The organism is Streptomyces sp. NPDC057307 (assembly GCF_042667665.1).
Lineage (GTDB): Bacteria > Actinomycetota > Actinomycetes > Streptomycetales > Streptomycetaceae > Streptomyces.
In genome coordinates this window covers 38,623-55,828 of the sequence record NZ_JBHUZM010000023.1, presented here as the reverse complement: position 1 = coordinate 55,828, position 17,206 = coordinate 38,623, and the positions used below count along the sequence as shown (strand labels likewise).

8 protein-coding genes and 1 tRNA gene are annotated in these 17,206 nt (G+C 69.5%); all 9 read left to right on the top strand.

Going from position 1 to position 17,206, the window contains the following annotated elements:
* Positions 1 to 87 precede the first annotated feature (87 nt).
* A complete protein-coding gene (gene tmk, locus ACFUN8_RS12055) occupies positions 88 to 3,483 on the top strand; it encodes a dTMP kinase (protein WP_383634844.1) in 3,396 nt (1,131 codons plus the stop codon).
* A gap of 178 nt (positions 3,484 to 3,661) precedes the next feature.
* Complete coding sequence (locus tag ACFUN8_RS12050; RefSeq protein ID WP_383634842.1) at positions 3,662 to 4,867, top strand: DNA polymerase III subunit delta'; 1,206 nt, start codon at positions 3,662 to 3,664, stop codon at positions 4,865 to 4,867.
* Positions 4,868 to 4,963: 96 nt separating this feature from the next.
* Positions 4,964 to 6,496 carry an alpha/beta hydrolase gene (locus ACFUN8_RS12045; RefSeq protein ID WP_383634840.1) on the top strand — a complete coding sequence of 511 codons (1,533 nt, stop codon included), beginning with the start codon at positions 4,964 to 4,966 and terminating at the stop codon, positions 6,494 to 6,496.
* A gap of 114 nt (positions 6,497 to 6,610) precedes the next feature.
* Positions 6,611 to 6,684, top strand: a tRNA-Thr gene (locus ACFUN8_RS12040).
* Positions 6,685 to 7,579: 895 nt separating this feature from the next.
* Entirely contained in the window at positions 7,580 to 8,833 is a 1,254-nt protein-coding gene (locus ACFUN8_RS12035) for a hypothetical protein (RefSeq protein ID WP_383634838.1), read from the top strand.
* Positions 8,834 to 9,167: 334 nt separating this feature from the next.
* Positions 9,168 to 12,689: a HelD family protein gene (locus ACFUN8_RS12030; RefSeq protein WP_383634836.1), complete on the top strand. Its 3,522-nt coding sequence runs from the start codon at positions 9,168 to 9,170 to the stop codon at positions 12,687 to 12,689.
* A 79-nt stretch (positions 12,690 to 12,768) separates the two neighbouring features.
* Positions 12,769 to 14,487: a hypothetical protein gene (locus ACFUN8_RS12025; RefSeq protein ID WP_383634834.1), complete on the top strand. Its 1,719-nt coding sequence runs from the start codon at positions 12,769 to 12,771 to the stop codon at positions 14,485 to 14,487.
* The gene (locus tag ACFUN8_RS12020) at positions 14,484 to 15,086 is read left to right on the top strand and encodes a hypothetical protein (protein WP_383634832.1); all 603 of its coding nucleotides are present in this window, start codon (positions 14,484 to 14,486) and stop codon (positions 15,084 to 15,086) included. The genes ACFUN8_RS12025 and ACFUN8_RS12020 overlap by 4 nt, the downstream gene beginning before the upstream one ends.
* Positions 15,087 to 15,124: 38 nt before the next feature.
* Positions 15,125 to 17,128, top strand: a complete 2,004-nt coding sequence (locus tag ACFUN8_RS12015; protein ID WP_383634830.1) for an Hsp70 family protein — start codon at positions 15,125 to 15,127, stop codon at positions 17,126 to 17,128.
* Positions 17,129 to 17,206: the final 78 nt, after the last annotated feature.

The window sequence follows — 17,206 nt, the reverse complement described above, 5'->3', positions numbered from 1 at the left end:
TCCACCGGAATCACCCGGAGACCCGTGCGGCGGTCGTTTGTTCGGGCGGGCCTCCGAGGACCGGCGGGCTCCGGATAGGCTGGGCGGATGACGCGAGCCGAGCAGCCAACGGTCGTGAGCCCCGCCTCCGACTCCGACGCACTTGCCGCAGACTCACGAGAGCGTGCCGTACGAGCTTTGTTGCGCCTCCCCCCGCTACGGCGGTTGTGGGGCGCTCAGCTCGTGGGCAGCATCGGCGATGCACTCGCCCTGCTCGTGCTTCTGCTGCTGTCGTTGCAGGCGGCGGTCGCCGAGGGCTCGTTCGGGACGGGATACCGGGGTGTGGCGTTCGCCGTCGCAGCGGTGTTCGGTGCCCGGATCCTTGCCACAGTGCTCTTCGGAGCCGTACTCCTCGGACCGCTCTCCGCCCTCACCGCACCCGGGTCCGGGGCGAAGCCGGAGGCGGTCCCCGACGCCACGGGCGGCGCGAAGGGCGGCGCGAAGGGCGGCGCGAAGAGCGCAGCCAAGGACGGCGCCAAGGGCGGTCCGCTGGACCGTCGCTGGACGATGATCGGGGCCGACGGCGTACGCCTCGCGCTCCTCATCGTCGCGCCGCTCTGGCTCGACTGGAGCCCCGACAACGCACTGGCCATCCTTCTCAGTACGGTCTTCGTCGCCGGCGTGGCCGAGCGCTTCTGGACGGTGGCCAAGGAGAGCGCGGCGCCCGCGCTGCTCCCGCCCCCGCCCCCGGAAGGCGCCGCCGTACGCCCGCTTCCCGACCACCTCGACGCGCTGCGCCGGCTCTCGCTGCGCACCGGCTTCGTAGCGATCCCCACGGCTGCCGCCGTCCTGCTCGTCGTCACACTGATCGGCAATCTGCTCGGTACGGGCGTCGAGTGGTTCTCGCTGCACCAGGCGGCCCTCGGTTCGTATGTCGCGGCCGGCCTGTTCGCCGCGTCCGTGTCGACCCTGTTCATGCTGGAGCTGCCCGGCGGCCCCACCCCGCGCCCGCGCTCGCCCCTTGAGGGCCTGCGCCGTCCGACGACCGGAACCGGCCCGGACAAGGGCCGTACGGGCGCGGTGCCGCTGCTCGTGGTCGCTTGCGCGGCCGTCGCGGCGGCGATCGCCTCCGCCGCCGCCGTCTCCGTACTGCACGCGAAGGACCTGGGCGGCGGGCCCGTCACCTTCGCCCTGCTGATCCTCGCGCTGACGGGCGGCGCGGGAGCCGGAATCCGCGGCGCCGCGAAGGTGCTGCCCGGACTCTCCCGCCGTCGGCTGCTCGCGCTTGCGCTCGCCTTCACCGGTGTCGCGCTGCTCGCCATGGGACTCGTACCGGACACGGCGACCGTGCTGTTCGTCGCGGTGCTCGCCGGTGTGTCGGCCGGTGTCGCGGCCAACACCGGCCATGGGCTGATCGACCAGGAGACCGAGGAGTACCGGCGCGGCCGGCACACCGACCATCTCCAGGCCGTCGTAAGGGTCTACGTGGCGCTCGGCGCCGTGGTGGCGCCCGTCCTGGCCGCCGCGATCGGACCGCACCGGCTCGCCTCCGGAGACTTCGTCTTCGCACACGGCGGCGCGGCCTTCACACTGATGCTGGTCGGCGCGCTGCTGCTGCCGGTGGCCGCCGTCGTACTCGCCAAGACCGACGACCGGTCGGGCGTACCGCTGCGGCGTGATCTGCGTGACGCGCTGCGCGGCGGGGCGGACCCGACGCCGGCCCAGGCGGCGAACGGTTTCTTCCTCGCCATAGAGGGCGGCGACGGCGCCGGTAAGTCGACCCAGGTCGAGGCGCTGGCGGAGTGGATCCGCGCCAAGGGCCACGAGGTCGTCGTGACCCGCGAGCCGGGCGCGACGCCGGTCGGCAAGCGGCTCCGCTCGATCCTGCTGGACGTGTCGAGCGCCGGTCTGTCGAACCGCGCGGAGGCGCTGCTGTACGCCGCCGACCGCGCGGAGCACGTCGACTCGGTCGTACGCCCCGCCCTGGAGCGCGGCGCGATCGTCATCTCGGACCGCTACATCGACTCCTCCGTGGCCTACCAGGGCGCCGGGCGGGATCTGGCGCCGACCGAGATCGCCCGTATCTCGCGCTGGGCCACGGACGGTCTCGTACCGCACCTGACGGTGCTGCTCGACGTCTCGCCCGAGGCGGCGCGCGAGCGCTTCACGGAGGCGCCGGACCGGCTGGAGTCCGAGCCCGCCGAATTCCATCAGCGGGTACGGGACGGCTTCCTCACGCTCGCCGCCGCCGACCCGGGCCGGTATCTGGTCGTGGACGGGGCGCAGGAGCCCGAGGCCGTCACCACCGTCGTACGGCACCGGCTCGACCAGATGCTGCCGCTGTCCGCGGCCGAGGTGCAGGCCCAGGAGGACGCGCGGAAGGCCGCCGCCGAGGAGGCGCGGCGCCGGGCCGAGGAAGAGGCGGCGCGGAAGGCCGAGGAGGAGCGCCAGGAACGCGAGCGGCAGGCGCAGCTCGCCAAGCTCCGGGCCGAGGAGGAGGAGCGCAAGCGCCGCGAGCTGGAGGAGGCGCGGCAGCGCGAGACCGAGCGGCAGGCGATGGAGGCGAGGGAGCGGGCCGAGGAGGCGCGCAGGCTCGCCGAGGAGGAGCGCGTACGGCGCGAGGCCGAGGAGGAGACGCGGCGCGCCGAGCAGGAACGCCTGCGGCGGCTGGCCGAGGAGGAGAGCCGGCTCCGGGCCGAGGCCGAGGAGCGCCGGCGCGAGAAGCAGCGCAGGGCTGAGGAGTCGCTGCTGCGCGCCGAGGAGGCGCGGCGGCTGGCTGAGGCTGCACAGGCGGCGGCCGCGGCGGAGGCTGCTGAGGCCGCGCGGGCCGCGGAAGCCGCAGAGTCGGCGGAGTCCACGGAGTCTGCGGAATCCGCACCGGCCGAACGTGCCGAGTCCGACAACGAGTTGACGGTTCCGACGCCGGTCGTGAAGCCGCCCTCGGAGGGCGCGGCCGGAGGGAAGCGGGTCGTCGCCCCGGACGACGCGACGCAGGAGGTGCCGAGGCCGCTCGCCGACAACGACGAGACGCGGGTGATCCCGAAGGTTCCGGATCCGGCGGACCGGCAGCGGCCGGGAACCGGATCGGGATCGGGATCGGGGCCGAGGTCGGGGTCGGGGTCGGGAGCGGCGGATCGGGCGGTCGACGAGACGGCTGTACTGCCTCCGGTACGCGATGTCCGCGACGTGCCCAAGGCGCGTCCCGACGACCGGGCGGCCGACGAGACCGCCGTACTGCCGCCCGTACGGGACGCGGATCCGGCCGACCGGGTGCCGCCCGGCTACTTCCGGGAGGACGAGCAGGGATCGGCGCCGGTGCCGCCCGCGGCGGGGAACGACCAGACGCGCGAGCTGCCGCAGATCGATCCGGAGCGGCCGGCACGGCGGCGTTCGGACTGGGCGGAGGAGACTCCGCTGGACGACCTTCCGACCCTCGCCGACGAGCTGCTCGGTCCGCACGACGATGACGACGGCACCACGGGCAGGGCGCGCGGCGGCCGCTGACAGCCGGATCAGGGTCGGACTCGGAGCGGGGGCCGGGGCCGGGGGCTGGAATGTCGGCCTCCGCCCAGGTGGGACGGGATTGTCAGACCCTGGCCCCACAATGGATCTCGAAAGTCGGCATCCGGACCCGATCCCGGTCCGGATGCCGAGGCGCGCGACTCGGAGGTGGTGACGGCGCATGACCGTATGGGACGACCTGGTCGGGCAGGACCGCATCGCCGAGACGCTCACCGCGGCCGCGCGTGACGCGGATGCCCGTGTCACGGCCGAATCCTCGGGCACCCCGCCGCCCGAGGCGACGAAGATGACGCACGCGTGGCTGTTCACCGGCCCGCCGGGCTCCGGCCGTTCCACCGCGGCCAGGGCCTTCGCCGCCGCCCTCCAGTGCACCAGCCCGGACCGCGCGCTGGGCGGTGTGCCCGGCTGCGGGTTCTGCGACGGCTGCCACACGAGCCTGATCGGTACGCACGCCGACGTGGAGGTGATCCGCACCGACCTGCTCTCCATCGGTGTCAAGGACACCAGGGAGCTGGTCCGCCGGGCCCAGCTCTCCCCGGCCGTCGGACGGTGGCAGGTCATCGTCCTCGAAGACGCCGACCGTCTTACGGAGGGCGCGGGCAACGTGCTCCTGAAGGCCGTCGAGGAGCCCGCGCCCCGTACGGTCTGGCTGCTCTGCGCCCCCTCCCTGGAAGACGTCCTGCCCACGATCCGCTCCCGCTGCCGCCATCTCACGCTCCGTACGCCCCCCGTGGACGCGGTCGCGGACGTCCTGATGAGGCGCGACGGCATCGAGCCGGAGGCCGCCGCCGCGGCCGCGCGTGCCACCCAGGGGCACATCGGCCGCGCCCGCCGTCTCGCCACGGACGAACGGGCCCGCGCCCGCCGGGCCACCGTCCTCAAGGTCCCGCTGCGCGTCGCGGACATCGGCGGCTGCCTCCGGGCCGCCCAGGAACTCATCGACGCGGCGGGGGAGGACTCGAAGCAGGTCTCCGAGGACGTGGACGTCAAGGAGACCGAGGACATGAAGGCCGCTCTCGGTGCCGCGCCGGGCGGCCGGATGCCGCGCGGTACGGCGGGCGTCATGAAGGACCTGGCGGACCGGCAGAAGCGCCGCTCCACCCGTACGCAGCGGGACAGTCTCGACCTGGCGCTCACCGATCTGACGGGCTTCTACCGGGACGTCCTGGCGATCCAGTTCGGCTCGCGGATCGGCCTGGCCAACGAGGACGTACGGGACGCGCTCGACCGGATCGCGGGAGCGTCGACCCCGGAGGCCACGCTGCGCCGGATAGAGGCCATCGTGGCCTGCCGCCAGGCGCTCGACCGCAATGTGGCGCCGCTGCTGGCGGTGGAGGCGATGACGGTGTCGCTGCGGGCGGGCTGAGCCGACTCTGCCGCCCGGCGGGGGTGTCACCTCCGGGGAGTCACCCGTACGGACACAGAAAAGGGACAGTCACCGCGCGACGGCTAGGCTCCTCGAATGGACTTCAGGCGCCCCTTCCGTCTCTCCGCCACCGGGCTCGCAGCGGCCGTACTGCTCGTGTCCGGCTGCACTTCCGGTGGTTCTTCGTCGTCGTCCGGCACGGCGTCGGCGCAGTCAGGGGCGCCGGCCGACCTGAAGAAGTACTACGGGCAGAAGCTCAACTGGCGTGACTGCGGTGTCCCCAACTTCCAGTGCGCCACGATGAAGGCGCCGCTCGACTACGAGAAGCCGGACGGCACCGAGATCAAGCTCGCCGTCGCCCGCACGAAGGCCACCGGCCCCGGCAAGCGCCTCGGCTCCCTCCAGGTCAACCCCGGCGGTCCCGGCGGCTCGGCCATCGACTACCTCCAGGGGTACGCGGGCATCGGCTACCCGGCCCCGGTCCGCGCTCGGTACGACATGGTGGCGATGGACCCGCGCGGAGTCTCCCGCAGTGCGCCCGTCGAATGCTTCACGGGCAAGGAGATGGACGCCTACACCCAGGTCGACCAGACACCCGACGACACGGCCGAGCGGAACCTCCTGGCGGACTCCTACAAGAAGCTCGCGCAAGGCTGCGAGAAGCGCTCGGCCGAGGTGCTCCGGCACGTCTCCACCGTCGAGGCCGCCCGCGACATGGACATCTTCCGGGCGGTCCTGGGCGACAAGAAGCTGGCCTACGTCGGGGCGTCGTACGGCACGTTCCTCGGCGCCACGTACGCCGAACTCTTCCCCACCCGCGTCGGCCGCCTCGTCCTCGACGGCGCGATGGACCCCTCACTGCCGGCCGCCGAACTCAACCGCGACCAGACGGCGGGCTTCGAGACCGCCTTCGAGGCGTTCGCGGCCGACTGCGTCAAGCAGCCGGACTGCCCCCTGGGCACGGGATCGCCGTCCGACGCGGGCCGTCGCATGAAGGCGTTCTTCAACGACCTCGACGGCCAACCGATCCCGACCGGCGAGCCGCGCAAACTGGGCGAGTCCCTGGCGACGACGGGGGTGATCAACGCCATGTACGACGAGTCCGCCTGGCCCGGCCTCCGCGAATCCCTCAGCAGCGCGATGGACGGCGACGGCTCCGGGCTCCTCGCCCTGGCGGACAGCTACTACGAACGCGAGGGCGACGGCTCGTTCACGAACCTGATGTACGCCAACGCGGCGGTGAACTGCCTGGACCTGCCGCCCGCCTACACCGAACCCGCCCAGGTGGAGAAGGCGGTGCCTTCCTTCCAGAAGGCATCCCCGGTCTTCGGCACGGGCCTGGCCTGGGCCTCGCTGAACTGCGCCTACTGGCCGACGAAGGCGACGGGCACCCCCCACCGCATCGAGGCGAAGGGCGCACCCCCGATCCTCGTGGTCGGCACCACCCGCGACCCGGCGACCCCGTACAAGTGGGCCCAATCCCTGGCCGACCAGCTCTCCTCGGGAGTCCTGCTGACCTACGACGGCGACGGCCACACGGCGTACGGCCGCGGCAGCGACTGCGTGGACACGGCGATCAACACGTACCTCATCGAAGGCACCCCACCGAAGAACGGCAAGAAGTGCTGACCACACCCCCCTCCCCACCCGGGGACTGGTGCGGGGCACCCCCAAGAACCCTGTAGACTTGGCGCCGCTGCTGATGCGAACCTGACCGTGCGCGGACAGACAACTCCGCAGCTTGCCGCCTTAGCTCAGTTGGCCAGAGCAACGCACTCGTAATGCGTAGGTCTCGGGTTCGAATCCCGAAGGCGGCTCTGTGAAGGCCCCAGAACTCACTCGCCGTGATCTGGGGCTTTTGCTTTTTCCGGGGGCGGTTGGGGCGCGTCGGGACGCACGGCTGGGACGCCTCGGAGGGGCTTGCGTGAGCGATGCGTGAGCGGAGCGGCGGATGATCTACTTCTGGGGCTTCTTCCGCTTGCCCTTCTTCCTGGCCTTGGCCCGAGCTTTCTCCTTCTTGGCGGCCTTGCGGGCTTTCTCCTCCTTGGTCTTGCGCTGGAGGGGGGACCAGCTTGGCGGTGGCTTCGGCGGCGTGCTTGCCGACGTGGGGGAGGACGCTTTGGCAGATGTCGCGGGTGATGCGGGTGTCGCTGTGGCCGAGGGTGTCCGGCACGATCTTCACGTCGATGCCGGCGGTGAGCATGAGCATGGCCGCGCCGTGGCGGAGGCCGTGCAGCCGGATCGGCAGGAGACCAGCCAGCAGCGGCTGGAGGACGGGATCCGAGCTGCTGTCCCGCACGCCACCAAATGCCGGACAAGGACGGGGAAGGCCGCCCCCCACCCTGCGCACCGCTTCCTGCGCCATTGCCCAGACCGTCACCGACCCCGACAGCAGTGCGTTGGCCGCACTGCTCGCCGCCCTCGTCTGGGCCACGATCGCCGCCGCTCGCTGGCACGTCGCGAAGGATCAGGCTCACCAGACCGACGCCGCCCGCCCTCATTCGCATACACATGGCACTGATGAGCTGACCCCGACCGACGGGGCCGTAGGAGGTCGGCCATGCGCTGGAAGGCCCCTCAACGCATTCCGGATTGCCCTGGAGGGTCGCCCGGCTCCGGGAATCCACTGATCACTCAACAACCGCCAAAGCAAGGCGAATTGGCCCATCCCCGGCTACTCTCGACGGCGAGAGGCCACTTCAGGAGCGGGCGATGGACAACGAGATTCAGCTGATCAGTGACGGTGATGGACTGGCGGTGATCGGGAATGCGGCGGATGTCGAACGCTTCCTCGTATCGGAGGGGCTGTCGTCCAAGGACCTCGGACTGCAACGGCTCAGGTCCGTCGTCGGTGCCGCGGCTGCGCTTGCGCAGGAGGGCTCCGAGATTGCTGCCGGCTCGGGGCGCTGGGTGAAGCTGACCCGGGAGTCGGCACAACAAGTTAAGAAGTACGGACTGAGGGAAAGCTCGAAGACGGGGCTCAGCACAGGAGTGGTGAAGGCGAAGAAGGGCCAGGTCGGGGGGTTCGTCGAATTTGTCAGGGGGCCCCGGTCGTTTCTGACCAACCCGGCCAATCTTGCTGGCGCTGCGCGGATCATGTCGCAGGTTGCGATGCAACAGAGCATGGACGAGATCACCGACTACCTCGCCACGATCGACGCGAAGGTCGATGACGTGCTGCGAGCCCAGAAGGACGCCGTGTTGGCCCGCATGATCGGAGTGGGCTTTGTCATCGAGGAGGCCATGACTGTCCGCGAGAAGAGGCGCGGGGTCGACGAGGTCACGTGGTCGAAGGTGCAGACCGCGCCGGCGATGATCGCAGAAACCCAGGCGTATACATTGCGTCAACTCGACGCACTCGCGGAGAAGATGGAACGCAAGGCGAAGATCGGTGATCTCGCAACGACAGCCAGGGAAGCTGAGTCCGTGGTGCGGGAGTGGCTCGCTGTTCTGGCTCGCTGCTTCCAACTGCAGGATGCGATCGCCGTGCTCGAACTCGACCGGGTGCTGGACGCGTCTCCGGAAGAGTTGAACGGGCATCGTCTTGGACTGAAGGCTGCCCGGCAGGACCGGCAGGAACTTATCTTGCGGAGCACCGAGCGTCTGGTGGCCAGGATGAATGCGGTTGCCGGCGCGGCCAACGCGAAGGTACTGCTGCACCCGACCAAGTCCCCGGCCGTGGTTCAGTCGAGCAACCATGTCGCGGCCGGTGTCCATGACTTCCACGAGCGCCTCGGGATTGAGTCTGGTCGCCGGTCATCGGAGGCGAGGCGATGGGTGGACGCCGCCGCGGAGGCGAGGGACAAGGCGCTCGGGGCAGGAGCAAAGGGCGTCGTTGCCGCCAGAAGCCTCGGCAACGAGACCCTTGACCGGGCCAGCTCGGTGAAGGGCAAGCTCTCCAGCGGGATCGCCGAGCGAGCGCGCCGTCGGCGTTGGGACGAGGAGGGTCGCGACGAGGAAGGCTGAGTGAGCGCCGACCGTCAGCCACGTGCGCAGCCCGACTGTATAGCGTCGGGGACCGCGCCCTTGGCGTTTAGGAGGAGGGTCTTCAGCTCCTAAAGGCATGGGCGCGATCTGCCTGCCTTGCTGCCAAAGGCCCTGCCCGCCCAGGAGGTCGGTAGATTCCCTGTGCTTCAAGCCGATCCCGACAGGGCTGTGAAGCCCGCTGTCGTGGGGAGCCGGTCAGAGCGAATCCTCCTGCGGCAGCGCGGAGTCACGATCAACGCGCATCTACGGTGGGACAATCCGTCGTGCTCGCGGCCCCGTTGCGCTTGCACGCGGAGGGAGGGGAAGAGCGAGGATGTCGAAGCGCTCTCGACGCGCAACTGTGCTCGCTGCTGAACAGCGCGCGGTCGACCACGCGTATTCCTGTCTCGAGCAGGCCCGGCTGGAGGCGTCGGAGCTGAGCGGTCTCGACGCCGCGGCCAGCGGAAAGGACTCCATCGATGCCCGGCGGACCTGGGAGCGGGAGGTGGCGGCCCTCGACATCGGAGGAAAGTCTCTCGTCTTCATGAGGGCCGACGTCGACGAGGGCGAGGGCCGTGAGACGTTTTACGTGGGGCGCCGCGTGGTGCGGGACGAACAGCTGAATCCCCTTGTGGTCTCCTGGAGTTCACCGGCTGCGGTGAACTGGCGGCTAACCAGCGGGCGGGATCCGGGACAGGTGCTGCTGTTGCGGCAGATCATCTGTGATCAGCAGGTGGTGAAGCGCTATCTCGATCTCCACGGATCGGAAGTGGAACTGCCAGTGGTACCAGCGAATTCGGTGGTACCGGTCGCCATCCCCGCGCCGGACAAGGAGGCTGAGGAACCGGAGTGGCGTGATCCGCTCCTTGATGAGATGGACCGTGCGCGCGACGGTTCGATGCACGACATCGTTGAGACCATCCAGCGGGAGCAGCTCCGGCTCGTGGCGGAGGAGCCTACGGGCGCACTCGTGATCCAGGGCGGTCCGGGCACGGGTAAGACGGCGGTCGGCCTGCACCGCGTGACCTGGCTTCTGGACAACAAGCACCGAGCAGCCAAGGAAATTCTTGTCATCGGCCCCAATCGGGGATTCCTCAACTACGTGGGCGTCACTCTGTCTGAACTTGGCAGCGACGACGTGTCAGTGGTCGAACTGTCAGCGCTCTGGTCGGCGGCCGCTTCGCCCCGAGACCCCCGTCCGGTCGCCGAGCTGAAGGCCCATCCAAGGATGGCTGAGATACTGCGTAGGGCCGTCGACTGCGAGACGACGAGCTCGGCGGAACGGTTGACCGCCCTGGTGGGTGGGCCAGTCTTCACCTTTGAGCTGAACCGCCGTGAAGTCGTTGTCCCTGTCGAGGAGATAGCGGAGATCGCTGGTGCGGCACTGGCCGGCGACGGTCCCTACCTGGTGCGCCGGGAGCGGTGCGTACAGCGGATCACGCAGCACCTGACCGATGTCTACGTCGGGCTCCTGCCCGGCCCCGCCGACATCGACTACCTGGCCGAGACGGCCAGAGCCCGCCCCGTCGTACGCCTCCTCAAGCGGATCTGCCCCAACCTTGCGGCCCAGGACGTGCTACGGGGCCTGTTTACCGGCGGGTCCGCCCTCGGCCGTGCCGCCGAGGGCAGGCTGTCTGCCGCTGAACAGGACCTGCTTACCGCACCTCGCCCGGGGGCCGGTCCAGGTAGCCGTACGGCGCGCTCACGGACCGAGCCGAGCCGCGAAGACCTGGTACTTCTGGATGAGTTGGAGTACCTACTGACCGGGCGCCCCCAGAGGGTGTACGGGCATCTGGTCATCGACGAAGCACAGGACGTTACGCCGATGGAGGCCAGAGCCCTGGCACGCCGCTGTCCCAGCGGTTCGATGACGGTGCTCGGCGACCTCGCGCAGTCGACCGGGCCGTACCTCTACCAGGACTGGGGCGGGCTCGGGAAGGTGCTCGCCGGCCGCGATGGATGGCGGGTCACCGAGCTGCTCACAGGGTTCCGTGTACCGGGAGAGGTCATGAACTTCGTGGCCCGGCTGGGTGAGCACTGCGCGCCCGGCGTGGCCGTGCCCGACTCGGTGCGCGACACGGGTACGCACGTCGCCGTGGTCCAGGGAGCGGAAGCGGCCACTCTGGCCGCCGAGGCCGTGGCACGGCTACGTGCGAGCGCGCCTGACGGAGCGGACGAACGCTCGATCGGCGTGATCGTGCCGTCGGGCGGTATATGGGGCAGCGACGTGGTACTCGCGCTCGGTCTGAAGGGTCTTGAAAACCTCGTCGTCCTCACCCCGGCTGATGCGAAGGGCCTCGAATTCGACCACGTCGTCGTGGTGGAACCTGCTGGGATCGTCGCAGGCGACTCCGTTGGGCTGAGCCACCTGTACGTGGCGCTGACGCGGTGTACCCAGTCGCTGACCATCGTCCACGCCCTGCCCCTGCCCTCGCAGATCGGCGGCCCGGACCGGCGTCCCGCGCCCACTTCCACTTCCGCTCTCTCACCGCGTGACGCGGAGGATCCCGCGGCGAGCCGCTGCAGCCGGTACTTCGCCGACGGAACTCCATGCCTCCACTCCACTCACCACGCGGACAAGTGGTGCAGGACGGCCCCCTGCGGGGGCTTCCGTACCGCTGAACCGGTGCTCGTGGCCAAGCCCCGGCACCTTGCCCCACTCGCCGGAGCGCGGGAACAAGGCCGTCTCCACCTCGACGCGCGGCAGTGTGCCGCCGCGCGGGTCAGCTCGGGGGCATGCGGGACCTTCGTCATGCGGCACCGGGGCGGCCTGCCAGAAGCGGCGGTGGAATTGCACGCCATGCTGGTCCCGTTCGTTGAGCGGGCCCGGCACCTGCGTGCCGCAGACGGCACCTGGGTGCTGGACCTCGCGGGATTCCGCATCGTGCTCAGTCCCGAGGCCGACACCATCGCAGGCTACGACTCGGTGCACGCGGAGCGGAGCTTCGCGCAGTTCGAGGCGGGTGTCGCGTCTCGGGTAGGTAAGGACGCCCGGGCCGCGCGGAGATCGATGCTGACTGCGTTGGTGCGGGAGAGTGGACCGCCGCTCAGTGCCGGAGAACCGGTCCGCCTGCTCGACGCAGGAGCGGTGCACGCCACCGCCTCGGCCTGCGCCGGGTACGAGCGGGTGGGGCATATCCGCGGTGTGGCCGATGAAGCCTTCGTACGCGCTATGTGTGGAGCGCTTGCCGATGATCTGCGGACCGCGGGCATCGAGTTATCCGAGACTTGTGTCATCGTCGAAGGCAGCCGCTTCCAGTGGCGGCTCTCAACCGACGGTCGTTCTCTGCTTACCGTGCGTGAACCCGGCGCGGACGTACACCGCAGATCGCCGGCCTTCCCCGACTCTCTCCCCGAGCCCCGAAGGGCGACCATGTCCACCACCGAACCGGCACTCCAACTCGCCGAAGAGGAACGGGCGGAGGAGGAGCGGCCGACGGAGGTGAGCCGCAGCCTGGAACGCCTGGTGGCCGCGCGCACGATGGCGGCGCGGGCGGACCGGTCACACGAAGCGCTCCGGCACCGCCTGCTCGCCGACCTCTACGACAGCGCGCCGGAGGTCGGGGAGAGCTCCTTCGTGGACGCCTGGTGCACGCGGGCTGATGGCACCGTGCTCTTTGACGTACTGGGCAGTGAGGACAGCACGTACCCGACTATCCGCGAGTCGGTGCTCCACCTCATGGAGGTGTCCCATCTGCGTACGGAGGGCCAAGCGGAATTCCTTGTCATCGTGTTGGGCGGCGGACCCACGGAGACATGGGTGGCCGACGCGGTCGATGGTGCCTTCAGCGTGCTCCTCGCCTGGCGCGTCGACGGGAGTTGGGCGGGGCCGGGCGCGCGGCACATCGTGTCCTAGCGAGAGCACTGCCGCCAGCGCGAGAAGACCTGTCAAAATACGACGGAGTTTTCGAGCGCGGGAGTCGAGCGGGGGGCGCATGGGGGACGAGGACGCTTCGGCCGATCTGCTGGGCGGCGGATTCGGCGCGGGGGAACCGCCGGTTACGGAGTCGATGACGCGCGCTAAGATGGTCGAGGCGTGGCGGGAGCGCCGGTCCGCCCGCCGCTCTGCCGCAGTTACCGGTCCAGGGGGCGTGGTCGACGGATTCGCGCTGCGCAAGTGGCGCAGGGCGGGGGTCTTCGGTGCGGAGGCAGTGGCTCGTGTCGAGGACATGCTGCGGGGGCTGTTGCAGTCCATGGACGCCGAGGACGAAACCCTGCGGTGGAGCGCCGACACCATTCGCGCGTCTCTAGACGGACAGCCGACACCCCAACTACTCCGCGCTGTCAAGGCACTGCTCGAAGCTACCGAACCGAGCCGCGCCGTCACGCAGACCGCTGCCATGCTCTCCATCGTCCACGAGGCCGGTCTGCCCTGGCTCTCCCCGGCCGGTGAGCGCCGCCTCGCGGTCATCGCGGGCGCGGTTCCTGCGGCCGGCCTCCCTCGCGATGCCGAAGAGGACCCCACTGGTGCCTTCGCGCTTCAGCAGGCCCTTGTCCGGCGAAACCTGGAGGAGCTGACTACGCACCATCTGGGGGCCATCGTCCCCTGGGCGCCCCTCGGCGTCATAGACGACCTTATCGAGGCAGGCGTGCTGAACCGCGGTCATAAGCCGTGGACCCTGCGGACGGACGTCGGCGAACAGAACTACCTGCGCGCCAGGCTCGCACCAGAGAACACGGACGCCAATCTCGCCCACTCGCTAGGTTGGGACGAGCCGGGCGAGCGGGAGGCTTTTTTGGCGGGCGAGCCGATCCAGCCGGCGCCGGGCAGCCTGTACGACCTGCTCTTGCGCGCCACAGATGGTGAGACGGACGTCCTCAAGGAACTCGAAAAGCTGCTGCCTCGCGAGCTGTTGCTGCGCCTGCGCAAGGTGCGGGATGGCGCTATGACGGGCTCCTGGGACCCGGACATCCCCACCGACCGGGGACTGTGGCGGCTGATGTGCGCCCTGTGGGAGCCGAGAGCCGCAGTTAAACCGACACGAGGACCGTTCTACGCCCTCGTTGCGCTGAGGCACGCTTACGACCTCATCTGCCAGGGCGAGAGAAAGAAGGCTCAGGCGCAGGTGGACAAGCTGGTCGATCACGACGGCGCGCCGGCCGATCAGGCGGCCGAGGCGTGGAACATGTTCGCCTACCTCGCCCTTCTCGATGACGATCTCGACCTCGCCTACGTCTCGCTGGCGCGCGTCGCTCGAACCGACCGACGGGTCGAGGGAAATCTGGCTCTGCTGGAGAGTCGGCGGGGTACCAAGCGCAACGACCGGGATCAGCCCGCCAATCCGTACTTGGAGCTGGGGCTGCCGCACAAGAGTGAGCAGTGGAAGCACCAGTGGCGCGAGCGCAGGCGGGCCGACCGAGACGACCTCGACCTGGCGGCGCAGGCCAACTGGGCGATGCGACGGATCGAGCAGGCCGAGCGGACCGAGGACTGGTCCGACTTCTTCGTACTGCCGCTGGATCCCGCATCCCTGCAACTGCCCACGGTGAGACCGAGCTCCCTGACGCCGAGGCCCGCCGCAATGCCGCGCCGGACCACACACCGTACCGCCGCAGACCTTGCGGCGGTACGTGACCGTGCGATCGCCGACCTTCTCCCCACTCTGCTGACCGCGCCCCGGCGCCCCGATCACCACCACAGGACGACTTCATGAGTAGCAAGTCCGAACGCCGCAAGAGCAGCCCGAACGCGGCCGGACAGGCCAAGAAGCCCACGGGGCGGATCCGCCGCAAGGAGAAACAGGAGTTCGTGGCGGACATGAATCTGCGGACCCTCAGGCCGGAGGAACTCCTCCATCCGGCGGAGCTCCTTGCCCGATTCACTGAACGGGCCACGGAGCTGATCTCGCAGCTTCCGGAGGAAGCCCGCCCCACTACCGCTACGGTCACCGCGGCGCTGAGGCAGGGCGTTCTTGAGGCATTCCGGACGCGGGACGAGCACATCGCGCGGCTGGTCGAGACCGACCTCCTCGCGAGCACGCCCGAACAGGGGGCGAAGGCCATCCGCCGGGCGGTACGTGCCTCCCTCATCGACATGGGGGTCCGTGTAGTCGAGGAGGCCGACGAGCAGGAACTTTTCGTCGTCGTCGAGGGCGAGGGCGACGGCTTCGAGTTGGTCCGGCCAGCCTACGTGGATCAGGCGATGGATAAGCTGCTGCTCGCCGGCCAACTTCGTCGCGTCCCAGCCCCGAGAACCCTGCCGGAGCAGGACGGGACCAGCGCCGTGGACATGCGGGGAGACGATGCCAAGTGACCTCTACAGGAATTGACTTCGGTACGACCAACTCCGTCGTGGCCCAGTGGCAGGGCGACGACGTCGAGGTACTGCCGCTCGATGCCCACCACATCGACGCCGACTGGCGCCGGCCAGGGTTCGAGCAGCTCTTTCCCTCGGTCGTGGGTGTCAGCTCGCTTCGGCGCGGCCCTCTGTTCGGCTGGGAGGCCAAGCTCCGCTCCGAGGAGGCGGCCGAAGCCTGTAAGCGACTCCTCAAGAGTGACGAGTACGTGACCATCCAGGGCAGACGCTTCGCTGCGACCACCGTCGCGGCGGGCGTCTTTACCGCGATGCGCGACGGCGCTCAGCACAACCTCACCGCCATCGACCGCGCCGTCATCACGGTGCCCGCCAACGCGACGGGCGCCGCCCGGTACCGAACCAGGGCAGCGGCGCGGTTCGCCGGCATCGAGGTCCAGGCCCTGCTGAACGAGCCAACAGCGGCCGCCATCTCGTACGTCCACGACTTTCGCGAAGACTCCCAGATCCTGGTCTTCGACTGGGGCGGTGGCACCATCGACGTGACCGTGCTCGACTACTCGGACGGCTTCTTCGAGGAGCGTGCGTCACGCGGAGTGACGGAGCTTGGTGGTCTGGAGATCGACCGGCGGCTGCGCGAACTCGTCCTCGAACGGGCGCCCGCGCGCAGGGCCTGGAGTCCGGCACAGGAGCGGCAGTTCCGCCTAGACGTGGAGCGGAACAAGATCCTACTCTCCTCCCAGCCGTTCGTGACAGTGATCACCCCCGACGGCGTTGGAGTCGAGATTCGCCAGGGCGAGCTGGAGGAGGCGATCGGCGACCTTGTCGACCGCGCCCTCGGGCCGGTGGAACAGTGCCTGAGGGACCTGCACATGGCCCCGCTCGACGTGGACGAGATCCTCATGATCGGCGGTACGAGTCAGATCCCCAGCGTGCGGGCCGCCGTCGCCGAAGCACTCCAGATGGAGCCTGTGCCCACAGAGCTCTGCGACCCGATGACAGCGGTCGCACGCGGCGCCTCGATCGCGGCGGCGGTACTCGCTGGTGAGACCGAGGGGGTCATCCAGGTCGCCACCAGCCATGCGCTCGGCACAATGGTCAAGGATTCCTCAGGACGCAAGCGGTTCAGCCAGATCATCCCTAGGAACTCGCCGCTGCCCTGGAAGGAGCGTAAGAGTTACACGCCCCATCAGGACCACGCGCGGAAGCTCTCCGTGGAGATCTGGGAGGGCGACCCGGACAAGGAACTCGCCCACCGCGACAACGTGCAGCTCACAGAGCTCACCCTCACCTACCCCATGCCGCGGGTCAGTGATGAGTCTCGCTTTGACTTGGAGTACACGTACGACTCCAATGGCCTGCTCCATGTCAAAGCCACCCTGGAGCACACGGGCGAGATTGTGGTCAACCAGGAGGTCGAGAGCTTCGGTTCGGGCGGCCCCACGCCCGAGGTCCGGAAGGAGTTGGACCGCCTGCTGAAGGGCAGCGTGAATCCGGATTTCCTCAAGTCGACCGCCTTGGCCGCAGGTGCCCACCCCGTTCCCGCTCCTCCGAAGGCGCCGCCGACAACGCTCGACGGCGGTCCGCACACTCTGGTCGTGGACGGCTCCAACCTTGCCTGGATTGGTCATGCACCGGTCCGCCCGGGGGTCTACGAGGACGGCGATCGCCCGAGTTTCTCTCAGCTCCAGGTCGCGCGGGCGGCGCTGGCCACGAAGTACCCCGAGGCCGACATTCATGTTGTGGTCGACGCCAGCTTCCGACACAAGGTCGCGGATGCGGAACGAGAAGCCGTGGCGGCCGCTCTCAGCAAGGGAGACGTCATTCAGCCGCCAGCCGGTACCGAGGGCAAGGGCGATGCCCTCGTGGCAGTCATCGCAGACGAATCGGGTGCGATGGTCGTGACGAATGACAACTTCGCGGAGTTGCAAGGCCGCTATCCCTGGCTTCGGGAGAAGGGCCGGGTTCTGGGAGCAACCTGCTCCAAGGGGGTTTGGTTCTTCACTGAACGTACCTGTGTGCCGCCGCGGGGGCGGGACTAAGGCGTGCTTGGAGTTTCCCGCAGACCTGCCTTGCTGACGGGGAAGTGGGTATTTTGAGGCACCGCCCAGGATGATCTC

Bases quoted from the DNA above. Each gene is read 5' to 3' on its own strand.
- tmk (WP_383634844.1), top strand. From the start codon at position 88: ATGACGCGAGCCGAGCAGCCAACGGTCGTGAGCCCCGCCTCCGACTCC.
- ACFUN8_RS12035 (WP_383634838.1), top strand. From the start codon at position 7,580: ATGGACAACGAGATTCAGCTGATCAGTGACGGTGATGGACTGGCGGTG.
- ACFUN8_RS12050 (WP_383634842.1), top strand. From the start codon at position 3,662: ATGACCGTATGGGACGACCTGGTCGGGCAGGACCGCATCGCCGAGACG.
- ACFUN8_RS12025 (WP_383634834.1), top strand. From the start codon at position 12,769: ATGGGGGACGAGGACGCTTCGGCCGATCTGCTGGGCGGCGGATTCGGC.
- ACFUN8_RS12045 (WP_383634840.1), top strand. From the start codon at position 4,964: ATGGACTTCAGGCGCCCCTTCCGTCTCTCCGCCACCGGGCTCGCAGCG.
- ACFUN8_RS12030 (WP_383634836.1), top strand. From the start codon at position 9,168: ATGTCGAAGCGCTCTCGACGCGCAACTGTGCTCGCTGCTGAACAGCGC.
- ACFUN8_RS12020 (WP_383634832.1), top strand. From the start codon at position 14,484: ATGAGTAGCAAGTCCGAACGCCGCAAGAGCAGCCCGAACGCGGCCGGA.